Source organism: Bacillus multifaciens (assembly GCF_030756675.1).
Classification (GTDB): Bacteria; Bacillota; Bacilli; order Bacillales; family Bacillaceae_G; genus Bacillus_A; species Bacillus_A multifaciens.
Genome location: NZ_JAVBXD010000027.1, coordinates 57,501 through 70,523 on the forward strand (window position 1 = coordinate 57,501; position 13,023 = coordinate 70,523).

Genomic DNA, 13,023 nt, shown 5'->3' on the forward strand with positions numbered 1-13,023 from the left:
AGCATAAGCGACTTTATTATAACTTTTCAATCGCTCTAACAGTTCACCCCATGCATTTTTCAACTGCTCCAAATCTTTACGAGTTGCTTGCTTTAGCACTTCATGAACACGACCGACCGGTATTTTCATACTACCAGAACGACTCGGCTTCGGTGCAGCCTTTGTTTCCCTAACTTCTTGTTGCATTGAAGTTGGTACACCATGTCGTTTCATCTTCTCTAATTCCTGTTCTAACTGCTGCATTCTTTGTAAAACAACTTGTAAGTGATCCACTCCGTTTACTTTCATCGCAAATTGCTGACACAATTGCACCATAACCACTTCTAAAAATATACGAGGATGATTTGTCCATTTCATTTCTTGTTGACTTTTACTAAGCGTATGAATAATTTCATAAATCATTTCAGGCTGCATCTCTTGACTTAATGTCTGAAACGACTCATCAACAATAACTCTTTCCAACATGTCCTCTAGCTGTGGTGAGGTTTGATACAAAAGCATATCCCTGTAATAGTAAATGAAATCTTCCATGAATCGAAGTGGATCCTTCCCTTGATTCATAATATCATCAACAATACGCAATGCTTTTGATACATCATTTTCATATATACTCTCTACAAGGTTCGCTAAATTGCGCTGCGAAACGGAACCTGTAACCGCTAATACATCTTCTACCGTGACCACTTCATCACTATAGGAAATCGCTTGATCAATTAAACTTAATGCATCACGCATACCGCCTTCTGCAGCGCGCGCTACAATTTGAAGTGCTTCCTCGTCCACTTTCGTTCCTTCGTTGTTCACAACAGTTGTTAATCGTTCTACAATATCCTGTACTGATATTTTGCGGAACTCAAAACGCTGACAACGAGAAATAATTGTTGGTGGAATTTTATGTGGTTCTGTCGTTGCCAAAATAAAGATAACATGCTGCGGAGGTTCTTCTAATGTTTTTAATAGCGCATTAAACGCCCCCATCGAAAGCATGTGAACTTCATCAATAATATATACTTTATAGCGAACTTCGCTTGGAGCATATTTTACTTTATCTCTTATATCTCGAATTTCATCTACACCGTTATTCGAAGCCGCGTCAATTTCTAATACATCTGAAATAGCACCTTGTGTAATTCCTAAGCATGCAGGACATTGATTACAAGGTTCAGCTGTAGGAGCTTGCTCACAGTTGATTGCTTTTGCAAATACTTTCGCAATTGTTGTCTTCCCTGTTCCTCTCGGGCCAGAGAATACATAAGCATGTGACGCTTTCTCTTGAAGAAGGGCATTTTGCAACGTTTTCGTTACGTGCTTTTGACCGACTACATCTTCAAATTTCTGCGGTCTCCATGTTCGGTATAACGCCTGGTATGACACGAAAATACGGCCTCCCCCAAAAGTTATTCTCTCGTTTATCCCGCTATTCGTAAACAGCAATCTCGCCAACTCAAACAAAAAGCCAGGCGGGATACACTGCCCGTAAAAGCATGATTCATTATTGTTTCACTTTATTATAACCTATTCTGATTCTAGATTCCAAAAGTTATTTTCCATACAAAAAACCCATCCTATTTGTATAGGATGAGTTCATATGCATATATAACTGCCGTGCACCTTCTGTCGATTACGTACCATAAGCGTTACTTAAGCAGTTAGCTCGGTTCAGGCACTCCTGCGGCACACGAGAAGACCCGCTTATTGCTGCTTCCTTCCGGACCTGACAAGGTTCACGGGGTCCCGTTGCGCAGGACCCAAACGTCAACGCCACTTACTTAAGGCAGACCCTACAGTAACATAACCTCGAGAAGGGATTCGGCCTCGCTAGAGCGGATTGCGAGTACAGGGCACCGCTACCTCCCCGCTTAGCACGGCAAAGTTAAAACCATATTTAGTTGCCTCATTTGAAGGCAATCTCAGTATAACTTGTTTCCTAAAAAATTGCAACGTGTTAGCAAAGAGTATTTTTATCCAACTCTTCCTTCTCTTTCTTCCTCTTTTTACGTAGTTCTCGAAAAAAATTTGTTAATAAACTTCCGCACTCTCCTTCTAATACACCAGCTACAACTTCGGATTGATGATTAAATCGATCCTCTGTTAATAAATTCATTAATGTACCAGCGCATCCACCTTTTGGATCCGCCGCACCATATACAACGCGTTTTACGCGTGATAACACAATAGCACCGGCACACATCGGGCACGGTTCTAATGTGACATATAACGTTGCATTTTCTAAACGCCAAGTCCCTAATTTCTTGCAAGCATCATCAATTGCTAACAATTCAGCATGAGCGACTGATCGTTGCTCTGTTTCACGTAAGTTATGGGCACGACTTATCACTTCACCATTAACAACAACAACCGCACCAATTGGTACTTCTTGTATTTCCTCAGCCTTTTTTGCCTCTTCTATCGCAAGCTTCATAAAATAAATATCTTGTTCCATAACAAAGTCCTTTCATCGCAAATAACTTTTCTATATTCAATCCAATCTAAAGAGAAAGGAAAGGAGATTACATATGAAAAATACCGCACTTCTTATTATCGACATGATTAATGACTTCCAATTTTCACACGGACCTATCTTAGCACGAAAATGCAAACTTATTACAGAATCGATTTTACAACTTAAACAAAAAATGAAAAACTCCGGCTGTCCCATTATTTATGTAAATGATCATTATCATTTATGGAGGGCTGATATTCATGAACTCATCACCTATTGCACAAATGAACACAGTGAAGAAATCATAAAAAAGATCGCCCCTGCCAGCGACGACTATATTTTTATTAAACCACATTATTCTGCTTTTTATGAAACACCCTTAAATTCATTATTGGGTCATTTAAAAATTGAAAATCTTATCTTAACAGGAGTGGCTGGAAATATATGCATTCTCTTCACCGCAAATGATGCTCACATGAGAAATTATCAATTATATGTACCCGAAGATTGTATTGCTTCTAATTGCGATCAGGATAACAAACATGCCTTGCGTATTATGCAAACCACTTTAAAAGCAAATACTTCTTCATCGTTTCATTTACAACTGTAATAGCATAAAGTGAAACTTCCATCAGCAAGGGCGTATTGCGAGTTAATACCGAATAAATTGATTTTTTAACTTTTCATGACAAACTAACCCTTTCTCGCTCCTCTTATGCTACAATAGTTCTGTTTTGTGCTTTTTATTCGCGTCAAATCATGTTTTGAGAGGAGGCAACAGTGTGACTGGAGTACCATTTATTACAGTTGAGGGACCCATTGGTGTCGGAAAAACTTCACTCGCGAAAGCGATATCAACTCACATGCAACTCCATTTATTAAAAGAAATCGTTGATGAAAATCCTTTTTTAGGGAAATTTTACGATAATATCGAGGAATGGGCTTTTCAATTAGAAATGTTTTTCTTATGCAACCGATATAAGCAATTAGAAGACATTGATACAAAATATTTAAAACAACATATACCTGTTGTAGCAGATTACCATATATTTAAAAACTTAATTTTTGCATCTCAAACATTACATGGTGCCCAATATGAGAAATACATGCAAATTTATCGTATCTTAACACAAGATATGCCAGTTCCAAACGTCATCGTGTATATAACAGCAAGTTTAGAAACACTGCAAAAAAGAATTGCAATGCGTGGACGTGACTTCGAAAAAAATATAGATCCTAATTATTTATTGCAACTCATTAAAGATTACGAAATGGCAATGGAAACATTCAAAAAGAACCATCCAGACATCCCTGTATTAAAATTCAATGGAGATAACATGGATTTTGTAAAAAATGAATCGGACTTAAACGTAATCTTATCCGCATTACAAAATACACTAACAAAGGAGATTAACTAGTAATGAATTTGAGACAAAAATATGACATTCCAAATGATGCTGTTATTACAATTGCCGGAACTGTTGGTGTTGGGAAATCTACAATGACAAACGCCCTTGCGGATGCACTTGGCTACCGCACATCATTTGAAAAAGTAGACGCTAATCCATATTTAGATAAATTTTACGGAGACTTCACACGTTGGAGCTTCCACTTACAAGTTTATTTCTTAGCAGAACGCTTTAAGGAACAAAAGAAGATTTTCGAATATGGCGGAGGATTTATTCAAGACCGTTCTATTTATGAAGACACGGGAATTTTCGCCAAAATGCATTATGAAAAAGGGACAATGACTGCTACAGATTATGAAACGTATAAAAGCTTATTTGATGCAATGGTTATGACACCTTACTTCCCACATCCTGATTTACTGATTTATTTAGAAGGATCATTTGATGATATTGTAGATCGTATTAAAGAGCGCGGAAGACCAATGGAGCAACAAACACCAATTGAATATTGGAAAGAAATGCATGAACGCTATGAAAATTGGATTAATGACTTTAATGCTTGTCCTGTATTGCGTCTTAATATTAATGAATATGACATTTTACAAAATGAAAATTCAATTGAACCTATTATTAAGAAAATTGGTCGTTTCTTACAACAAACACGTAAACTTGTAAAATAAAAAACCCGTGCAATCGCACGGGTTTTTCCTATGAACTTAGTTTTTCTTTTTTGTCGGAGCAATAATTTCGCTCTCTGGTTTTCCTGCATTAATACGCTGACGTACAGTGCTCACACTAATATTATATGCTTCAGCAATTTCTTTTACCGTCATTTCTTTTCCATTAATAACAGCTGTAATTACTTTGCGTTTTGAATCTGCCTTTTTCTCAACTTGTTTTGGCGCTTCTACTTTCTTCACTTCTTTTTGTACATCACAGATGCAACCACAAAGTTTACGAAATGTTTCATCACTTACAATACGAGATACGTTTGCAGCACTGTTTAAAATTTTATTCTTCTTGCAAACGGGGCATTGTACATAATATAGTGTTTTTCCGTCAAGCGGAAACGTTTGTATGATAATATCCATGGCCATGGTAGCTCCTTTCATATCTATGAAGATAATCCTCGGAATATGAGTGTTCCTATAAGAGGTTCATTCTCCTATCTGCTACTTCCTGATTGGTTAAAATAAAAACTCGTTACGTGTTGGTAACGAGTTCTCCAATCTCCACTTATATGCGCTGTTGTCAATTATATATGGCGGAGGAAGAGGGATTCGAACCCCCGCGCGGCTCACACCGCCTGTCGGTTTTCAAGACCGATCCCTTCAGCCAGACTTGGGTATTCCTCCGTGTTAACATGACATGAAATATAATATCAAAAGAAAAACAGTTCGTCAACCCTACTATTTATAGATAATATAAAAAGGAAAGAAATTTTTTCTCCTTCCTTTTTTATAAAATATATCCTACTCTACTAAATAATTAAAGACACTGTTATTCTGAAATAACAACGAATGTATATTAATAAGAATGGATTTATTTATATGAATCTATTTTAATTTTTTGGCATATAGATTTGCGGCTATGCCGAAAAAAAGGGGCCTGCACTCGCTTTCTCCCTTTATTTTACCTTGCATATGGTAGGAAAGAGCCCTGTCCGCTTCTACGCATGGCCAGATGCTCTCATCCACCGAAAAAGAATGGTTTTTTATCGTTTTTTTAATTTGGATTTATTTAATTACTGTTTTTCCTCCCATATAAGGACGAAGAACTTCCGGAATGATAATAGAGCCATCTTCTTGTTGGTAGTTCTCTAAAACAGCAGCTACTGTACGACCAATCGCAAGTCCAGATCCGTTTAGTGTATGAACATGCTCTGGTTTCGCTTTTGTGTCACGGCGGAAACGGATATTTGCACGGCGTGCTTGGAATGCTTCAAAGTTACTACAAGAAGAAATTTCACGATATGTACCATAGCTTGGAATCCATACTTCAATATCATACTTCTTCGCTGCTGTAAATCCTAAATCTCCTGTACACATACTCATCACACGGTATGGAAGACCTAATAATTGTAATACGCGCTCTGCATCATTTGTTAGTTTTTCTAGTTCTTCATAAGAATCTTCAGGTTTTACAAATTTCACAAGCTCTACTTTATTAAATTGGTGCTGACGAATTAAACCACGTGTATCACGACCAGCAGATCCTGCTTCAGAACGGAAACACGCACTAAACGCAGCATAACGAATTGGTAATTGATCTCCGCTTAAAATTTCTTCACGGTGCATATTTGTTACAGGTACTTCAGCTGTAGGAATTAAGAAGTAATCCTCGCTTTCAATACGAAACGCATCTTCTTCAAACTTTGGAAGTTGTCCTGTTCCAATCATACTTGTACGATTTACGATATACGGAGGTAAAATTTCTTCATATCCGTGCTCCTCTGTATGAAGATCAAGCATGAAGTTAAATAAAGCACGTTCTAACTTTGCACCTGCACCTTTATAGAATACAAAACGGCTACCCGTTACTTTCCCAGCGCGTTCAAAATCTAACATCCCTAAATCAGTTGCAAGATCCCAATGTGGCTTTGGTTCGAACGTAAATTCTGGAACATCTCCCCATGTACGAACTTGCACATTATCATCTTCCGTTTCACCCATTGGTGTAGATTCATGTGGAATATTCGGAATAGATAACATTAATTTCTCAAGATCTTCTTCAACTGTACGAAGCTCAGTATCAAGCTCTTTCACTTTATCGCTTACTTCACGCATTTCTAAAATAAGCGCCTCTGCATCTTTCTTTTCACGCTTTAATACAGAAATTTGTTGAGATACTTCATTACGTTTGCTTTTTAACTCTTCCGTTTGTACAAGCAATTCTCTTCTTTTTGTGTCTAATTCTTCAAAACGGCCAAAGTCGGTTAAGTCTTCGCCTCTATGTTGCAGTTTCGCTTTTACTTCTTCAAAGTTTGCACGTAAAAATTTAATATCAAGCATAATATTTCCTCCTTTATTTTTACAAAAATAAAAAACTCCCGTCCCTATACAAAGGGACGGGAGTTAACCCGCGTTGCCACCCTAATTGAAAGCATAATTGCTTTCCTCTCAAGTAGAGATAACGGCTCTTCACCGGAAATGTTTACTAGCCAGCAGGCTGTTCCACACTTCACTCCAGGATGGATTCACAAGCCGCTTCTATCGGTTTACACCAACCACCGACTCTCTATAAGAAACGTCTCTTGCTACTAATTCCTATCAACACATTTATCATATAAAATAGTTACCATCAATTTACTATAATCTTGCACAAGTTTCAAGTCACTTATACAGCTTTTTTCATTTTTGCTTCCTTTACCATCTCTACAAAATAAGCTGTAACACGATGATCATCTGTTAATTCCGGATGGAAAGAAGCTGCTAATAAATGATTTTGACGAACCGCGACCATACGATCTTCATATGTACATAATACTTCGATATGATCTTCTACGTCTACAACATACGGCGCACGAATAAATACGCCAATAAAGTCTTCGCCTACGCCTTCCATCGAAAGAGCAGCCTCAAAACTATCTTTTTGGCGGCCAAACGCATTGCGTTCAACTGTAATATCCATTACACCAATATGTGGTTCCTCATATCCAACAAGGTTCTTTGCAAGTAAGATCATACCTGCACATGTACCAAACATCGGTTTTCCTGCTTTAGCAAATTCACGAAGAGGTTCCATGAAACTATATTTATCAATAAGACGGCGCATCGTTGTACTTTCACCGCCTGGTAAAATAAGTCCATCTACTTCCTCTAATTGCTCTGTACGCTTCACAATCACTGCTTGTGCACCAACTGCTTCTATTGCACGTACATGTTCACGAACCGCTCCTTGAAGTCCTAATACACCGATTGTAACCATTTCAAAAACTCCTTCAATTACCAACCGCGTTCTTGCATGCGTTGTTCTGGTAATAATGTTGAAATTTCAACACCTTTCATTGCATTACCTAGTCCTTTAGAAAGGCGAGCGATTAATTCATAATCTTCATAATGCGTTGTTGCTTCAACAATCGCACGTGCAAACTTTTCTGGATTTTCTGATTTGAAAATACCAGAACCTACGAATACACCATCTGCACCTAGTTGCATCATTAATGCAGCGTCTGCTGGTGTTGCAACACCACCTGCTGCAAAGTTTACAACTGGTAAACGTCCAAGGCGTTTAATTTCAAGTAATACTTCATAAGGAGCACCCGTATTTTTTGCATATGTCATTAATTCATCTTCGCGCAGGCTTGCAACTTGACGAATTTCTGCGTTTACTTGGCGCATATGACGTACAGCTTCTACGATATTTCCTGTACCAGGCTCACCTTTCGTACGAAGCATTGATGCACCTTCAGCAATACGGCGTGCCGCTTCACCAATATCACGGCATCCACATACAAATGGAACAGTATAATCACGTTTATTTAAATGGTACACTTCATCAGCTGGAGTTAATACTTCACTCTCATCAATATAGTCTACCCCTAATGATTCAAGTACGCGTGCTTCCACAAGATGGCCAATACGACATTTTGCCATAACTGGAATTGATACAGCACCCATTACTTCTTCCACGATTGTTGGATCTGCCATACGCGAAACGCCACCTGCTGCACGAATATCAGCTGGAACACGTTCTAATGCCATAACAGCAACTGCACCTGCTGCTTCTGCAATTTTTGCTTGCTCAGCGTTAACTACGTCCATAATGACGCCGCCTTTTTGCATTTCTGCCATTCCACGTTTTACGCGCTCTGTTCCTGTTACATTTAACATGTACAAAAAACCCCCCTAGGTGAATTGCTTTTCCCCAATCACGGAGAAAATTGAGAATACTCTTACATTCTACCATTATCTATTAGAGATTTGTCTACTATTTTTTTGGATAAAATAGGTGCGAAAAATAGGAAATAAAAAAGCCCCCTTATCGGGAGCTTTTAAAACCAACCTTTTACAGTATCAACTGTACCATTCCAAAGACCACTAAAGAAGGAACCAATGCTTCGCATAGAAAGAACAAACCAATTCGCCTTTTCTACCTCTTGTTTTGTTACAAGATCTACTTGCATGGATTTACCAGTTAAAAATCCTACATCATTAGGATCTTTTGCTGATACGGTCATATAACCAAGTGTTGTACCTTTTTTAATTGGTGCTTCATTCTCTTTATTTACTGCTTTGAAATCTGTTTTATAAATATCCTGACTACCTTTTGGCATTGGAAGTACAATTTCTTTCTTTGTCTGCACTGGTACTTCTGTATCTTTTGCTTTATTTACATGAACTGTTTCATGACCTTTTACTTGAGAAGCTTTTGGATATACCGTTTTTGTTTGGAAATTTGTAAAACCATAATCAAATAGTTTTTTCGTTTCATCAAAACGAGCTGTCTCAGAGTTTGTTTTAATAACAACAGAGATTAAACGCATACCATTACGCTCTGCTGTACCTGTAAAGCAATAACCAGCTTGATCAGTATGACCTGTCTTTAGGCCATCCACGCCTTCGTATCCCTTAACTAACCCTTTTAACATCCAGTTCCAGTTTGACATATCAATTGGATATTTTCCATCTTTTTGGAATGTCTTTTTTGTAATTTTTGCTGTATCAAGAACCTTCGGATAATCTTGAAGTAAATGTTGCGCTAACAAAGCACAGTCTTTAGCAGACATTTTATTTTCATCATCTGGGCTTGTACCTTCAGGATGTTTTCCTTTTAAGTCCTTATTGATTAATCCTGTAGCATTTACAAATTTATAACCTTGTAATCCCAATTCTTTTGCTTTATCATTCATCATTTTAGCAAAATTGGCTTCTGAACCACCAATTAATTCAGCTAAAGCAATTGTTGCGCCATTAGCAGAATAAATTGCCATTGCTTCATATAATTCTTTCACAGTATACATACCACCGTTTTCCAAAGGAACATTTGATAAAGAACGATCTTGTGAAATGATATGAGCGTACTCAGAAACTTTCGTTTTTTGATCCCACTTAATTTTACCTTTTGCTATTGCTTCATGAACCAAATATTCAGTCATCATTTTTGTCATACTAGCAATCGCTAATGACTCATCTGCATTTTTTTGATATAAAATTTTTCCAGAATTTGCTTCCACTAAAAGTGCTGCACCAGCCTCAACATTCAAAGCAGAATTGTTTTCCGCAAATGCACTGCTGTATGTAAAAAACATGCTGCAAAATAGTGTAAGCACTGTTACAATCGCAACCATTTGCTTACGAAACATACCTTTCACTGTTGTTACCCCCAATATATTTATACTCACATAAACGTTATTCTAACACAATCAAAAAAAAATAGACAGAGATACTAAATCTCCGTCCATTTTTATATCAGACATTATAATGAATAGTTTGGTGCTTCTTTTGTAATGTGGACATCATGCGGATGACTTTCACGTAATCCAGCACCTGACATACGGATAAACTGTGCATTTTCACGTAAGAATGTTAAATCAGCTGCACCGCAATATCCCATACCTGCACGTAATCCACCAACTAATTGATGTACTGTATCTGCTAAAGGACCTTTATATGGAACGCGTCCTTCAATTCCTTCCGGAACAAGTTTTTTATTACCTTCTTGGAAGTAACGATCTTTACTTCCTTTTTCCATTGCTCCAACAGAACCCATGCCGCGGTACACTTTAAATTGACGTCCTTGATAAATTTCTGTTTCTCCTGGGCTTTCTGCTACACCAGCAAAGATACTTCCAAGCATAACAACATGAGCACCAGCTGCTAATGCTTTTACAATATCACCAGAATACTTAATTCCACCATCAGCAATTACTGGAACACCGTACTTACGTGCTTCTGTTGCACAGTCATACACTGCTGTTAATTGAGGAACACCCACACCTGCTACAACGCGTGTTGTACAAATAGAACCTGGTCCAATACCTACTTTAATGATATTTGCACCTGCTTCAATTAATTCACGAGTCGCTTCAGCTGTAGCAACGTTACCAGCGATAATATTTAATGTAGGATATTTAGCTCGAACTTCTTTTACTTTGTCAGCTACATTTTTGTGATGTCCATGAGCTGTGTCAAGAACAATTACATCAACATTTGCTTTTACTAATGCATCGATACGTTGCATTGCATCAGCTGTTACTCCAACAGCTCCCCCTACTAATAAACGACCTTGCTTATCTTTCGCAGAGTTCGGAAACTCGATTACTTTTTCAATGTCTTTAATTGTAATAAGTCCTTGTAACACGCCGTTATTATCAACAAGCGGAAGTTTTTCAATTTTATGCTGCTGTAAGATTTTTTCAGCATCTTCTAATGTAGTATGGACTGGGGCTGTAATTAAATTCTCCTTTGTCATTACATCGGAAATCTTAATTGAATAATCTTGGATAAAACGCATATCACGGTTTGTAATGATACCTACAAGTTTTCGCTCTTCTCCATTATTTACAATCGGTACACCTGAAATACGATATTTCCCCATCAAATGCTCTGCATCATATACTTGATGGTCTGGAGTTAAAAAGAAAGGATCTGTAATAACGCCGCTTTCGGAGCGTTTTACTTTGTCTACTTGTTCAGCTTGTTGCTCGATAGACATATTTTTATGGATAATTCCCAGTCCACCTTGACGAGCCATTGCAATCGCCATATCAGCTTCTGTTACCGTATCCATACCCGCACTAATTAAAGGGATATTTAATTGTAATGTTTCAGATAAAACCGTCTTTACGCTTACTTCTCGTGGTAATACATCCGATTTAGCTGGTACAAGTAATACATCATCAAACGTTAAACCTTCTTTAACAAATTTAGATTCCCACATAAATGATTCCCCCCATGATACCTGAAATTATTATTAGTAGCTTAACAATTGGTTAAAATACTGTCAAGAAAGACTGTATATGTTAGAATTTTCTAAAAATAAAAGGAGAGTATTTATGCAACAATCTACAATCATTTGGCAGAAATTAAGCTTTTTTCTTTCTTCTACTCACACGCAACATTATCTTACCCATTGCTATAAAAAATTAAGTAATACAAATACTGAGAAAAAAAGCTTTGAAAATTGTTATCCCTTTATTTATTACTTAGAACACGGGAAAAACTATTACCAATCATGTAATACTGCTCCATTTTCCATTAAGCCAGTATTATTGTTTTATGGAATGAGCCAGCTTCTAAAAGCCTGTTTGCTTACAGTTGATCCTAATTATCCTGAATCAACTTCCGTATTAGCACACGGGGTTACAACAAGAAAGAGAAAAAAACAAGGCTATCAATTTATAGATGATGAAGTGAAAATTCAAAAGCACGGGCTATTTACTCACGTTGCGGAACAAATGTTTCATGTGAAACATTTAGAAGGAGAAAAATATACAATGGAAGGGTTACTGCAGCGGATCGCTGAATTAGCAGATTTATTCCGATACAGCAAAAGAAAAAATAATCTATATCAATTAAAGGAAGTGACGGAAAACATCTTTACTTTTCCTACTCACATTTTAGATACTTTTCATATGACTGAAGAACGTTTTATACGGTATATAGAAGGGATTAACAAGCACCTTAACATTCGACATACAAACTTTAAAGAAAATGACTCACATTTGTATTTCTCAGCTTCCATGAAAGAATGGACGCCATTATACAGTGCTCCCCTTACATACAATCATTATACAAACGCTTATTATTTACCTGCTAATAAGGAAATGGCTCCTGTTCTCCCAGAATTACTTATACACTACCTTTTGCTTTATAACTTAAGTATGATTTCCCGCTATGAAACAGACTGGTGGTACGATTTACTTGGAAGTTATGCTTCTGAAGATTATCCATTTATCTTTCAATTTCTAGCTGTTACAGCCGAAAAAGTACCGTACTATATTTATTTATATTTAATGAGTCAACATAATGCAATTTCTTAGGAAATAAAAAAAGACGAGTCCACTGACTCGTCTTTCGTTTGCCTGGCAACGTCCTACTCTCACAGGGACAAAGTCCCAACTACCATCGGCGCTAGAGAGCTTAACTTCCGTGTTCGGTATGGGAACGGGTGTGACTTCTCTGCCATCATTACCAGACTTATGAAGGTATATTCCTTCAAAACTAGATA

Annotated in this window: 12 protein-coding genes, 1 tRNA gene, 1 rRNA gene, 1 other RNA gene and 1 other annotated feature (1 of these 16 cut by a window edge); of the genes, 4 read left to right on the forward strand and 11 right to left on the reverse strand. The window is 37.3% G+C overall.

Annotation, left to right across the window (positions count from 1 at the left end):
* The 3 genes from dnaX to tadA all read right to left on the reverse strand — a co-directional run.
* Positions 1-1,374, reverse strand: the 5' portion of a protein-coding gene (gene dnaX / locus Q9306_RS16650; protein ID WP_306200501.1) for a DNA polymerase III subunit gamma/tau. It extends 312 nt beyond the left edge of the window; only the first 1,374 of its 1,686 coding nucleotides appear in the window; its start codon is at positions 1,372-1,374; the stop codon falls past the left edge of the window.
* A gap of 229 nt (positions 1,375-1,603) precedes the next feature.
* Positions 1,604-1,868: signal recognition particle sRNA large type (ffs, locus tag Q9306_RS16655), an RNA gene on the reverse strand.
* Between the two features lie 77 nt (positions 1,869-1,945).
* On the reverse strand, positions 1,946-2,443 hold the full coding sequence (gene tadA / locus Q9306_RS16660; protein ID WP_306200503.1) for a tRNA adenosine(34) deaminase TadA: 498 nt from the start codon (positions 2,441-2,443) through the stop codon (positions 1,946-1,948).
* Between the two features lie 73 nt (positions 2,444-2,516).
* Here tadA and Q9306_RS16665 point away from each other — a divergent pair, with 73 nt between their 5' ends.
* The 3 genes from Q9306_RS16665 to Q9306_RS16675 all read left to right on the forward strand — a co-directional run bounded on the left by Q9306_RS16665 (position 2,517) and on the right by Q9306_RS16675 (position 4,532).
* Positions 2,517-3,053, forward strand: coding sequence for a cysteine hydrolase family protein (locus Q9306_RS16665; protein WP_306200505.1), 537 nt, complete (start codon positions 2,517-2,519; stop codon positions 3,051-3,053).
* 172 nt (positions 3,054-3,225) lie between these two features.
* Positions 3,226-3,861 (forward strand): deoxynucleoside kinase, encoded by a 636-nt coding sequence (locus tag Q9306_RS16670; RefSeq protein WP_306200508.1) that lies wholly within the window; start codon positions 3,226-3,228, stop codon positions 3,859-3,861.
* Positions 3,862-3,863: 2 nt separating this feature from the next.
* Entirely contained in the window at positions 3,864-4,532 is a 669-nt protein-coding gene (locus Q9306_RS16675) for a deoxynucleoside kinase (RefSeq protein ID WP_306200510.1), read from the forward strand.
* 36 nt (positions 4,533-4,568) lie between these two features.
* On the opposite strand, the gene Q9306_RS16680 is transcribed toward Q9306_RS16675, so the two are convergent.
* The 7 genes from Q9306_RS16680 to guaB all read right to left on the reverse strand — a co-directional run bounded on the left by Q9306_RS16680 (position 4,569) and on the right by guaB (position 11,733).
* The gene (locus tag Q9306_RS16680) at positions 4,569-4,943 is read right to left on the reverse strand and encodes a sigma factor-like helix-turn-helix DNA-binding protein (RefSeq protein ID WP_306200512.1); all 375 of its coding nucleotides are present in this window, start codon (positions 4,941-4,943) and stop codon (positions 4,569-4,571) included.
* 171 nt (positions 4,944-5,114) lie between these two features.
* Positions 5,115-5,207 (reverse strand) — tRNA-Ser (locus Q9306_RS16685).
* 381 nt (positions 5,208-5,588) lie between these two features.
* Positions 5,589-6,863, reverse strand: a complete 1,275-nt coding sequence (serS, locus tag Q9306_RS16690) for a serine--tRNA ligase (RefSeq protein ID WP_306200514.1) — start codon at positions 6,861-6,863, stop codon at positions 5,589-5,591.
* Between the two features lie 49 nt (positions 6,864-6,912).
* Positions 6,913-7,134, reverse strand: a binding site (T-box leader).
* 54 nt (positions 7,135-7,188) lie between these two features.
* Positions 7,189-7,779, reverse strand: a complete 591-nt coding sequence (pdxT, locus tag Q9306_RS16695; RefSeq protein ID WP_306200516.1) for a pyridoxal 5'-phosphate synthase glutaminase subunit PdxT — start codon at positions 7,777-7,779, stop codon at positions 7,189-7,191.
* 17 nt (positions 7,780-7,796) lie between these two features.
* Entirely contained in the window at positions 7,797-8,684 is an 888-nt protein-coding gene (pdxS, locus tag Q9306_RS16700) for a pyridoxal 5'-phosphate synthase lyase subunit PdxS (protein ID WP_020063156.1), read from the reverse strand.
* 161 nt (positions 8,685-8,845) lie between these two features.
* Positions 8,846-10,165, reverse strand: a complete 1,320-nt coding sequence (locus tag Q9306_RS16705) for a serine hydrolase (RefSeq protein WP_306200519.1) — start codon at positions 10,163-10,165, stop codon at positions 8,846-8,848.
* A 104-nt stretch (positions 10,166-10,269) separates the two neighbouring features.
* Positions 10,270-11,733 (reverse strand): IMP dehydrogenase, encoded by a 1,464-nt coding sequence (guaB, locus tag Q9306_RS16710; RefSeq protein WP_306200521.1) that lies wholly within the window; start codon positions 11,731-11,733, stop codon positions 10,270-10,272.
* Positions 11,734-11,848: 115 nt separating this feature from the next.
* Between guaB and Q9306_RS16715 the strand changes: the two genes are divergently transcribed.
* Positions 11,849-12,835 (forward strand): YaaC family protein, encoded by a 987-nt coding sequence (locus tag Q9306_RS16715; protein WP_306200523.1) that lies wholly within the window; start codon positions 11,849-11,851, stop codon positions 12,833-12,835.
* A gap of 40 nt (positions 12,836-12,875) precedes the next feature.
* On the opposite strand, the gene rrf is transcribed toward Q9306_RS16715, so the two are convergent.
* Positions 12,876-12,991: ribosomal RNA gene (rrf, locus tag Q9306_RS16720) — 5S ribosomal RNA — on the reverse strand.
* Positions 12,992-13,023 lie beyond the last annotated feature (32 nt).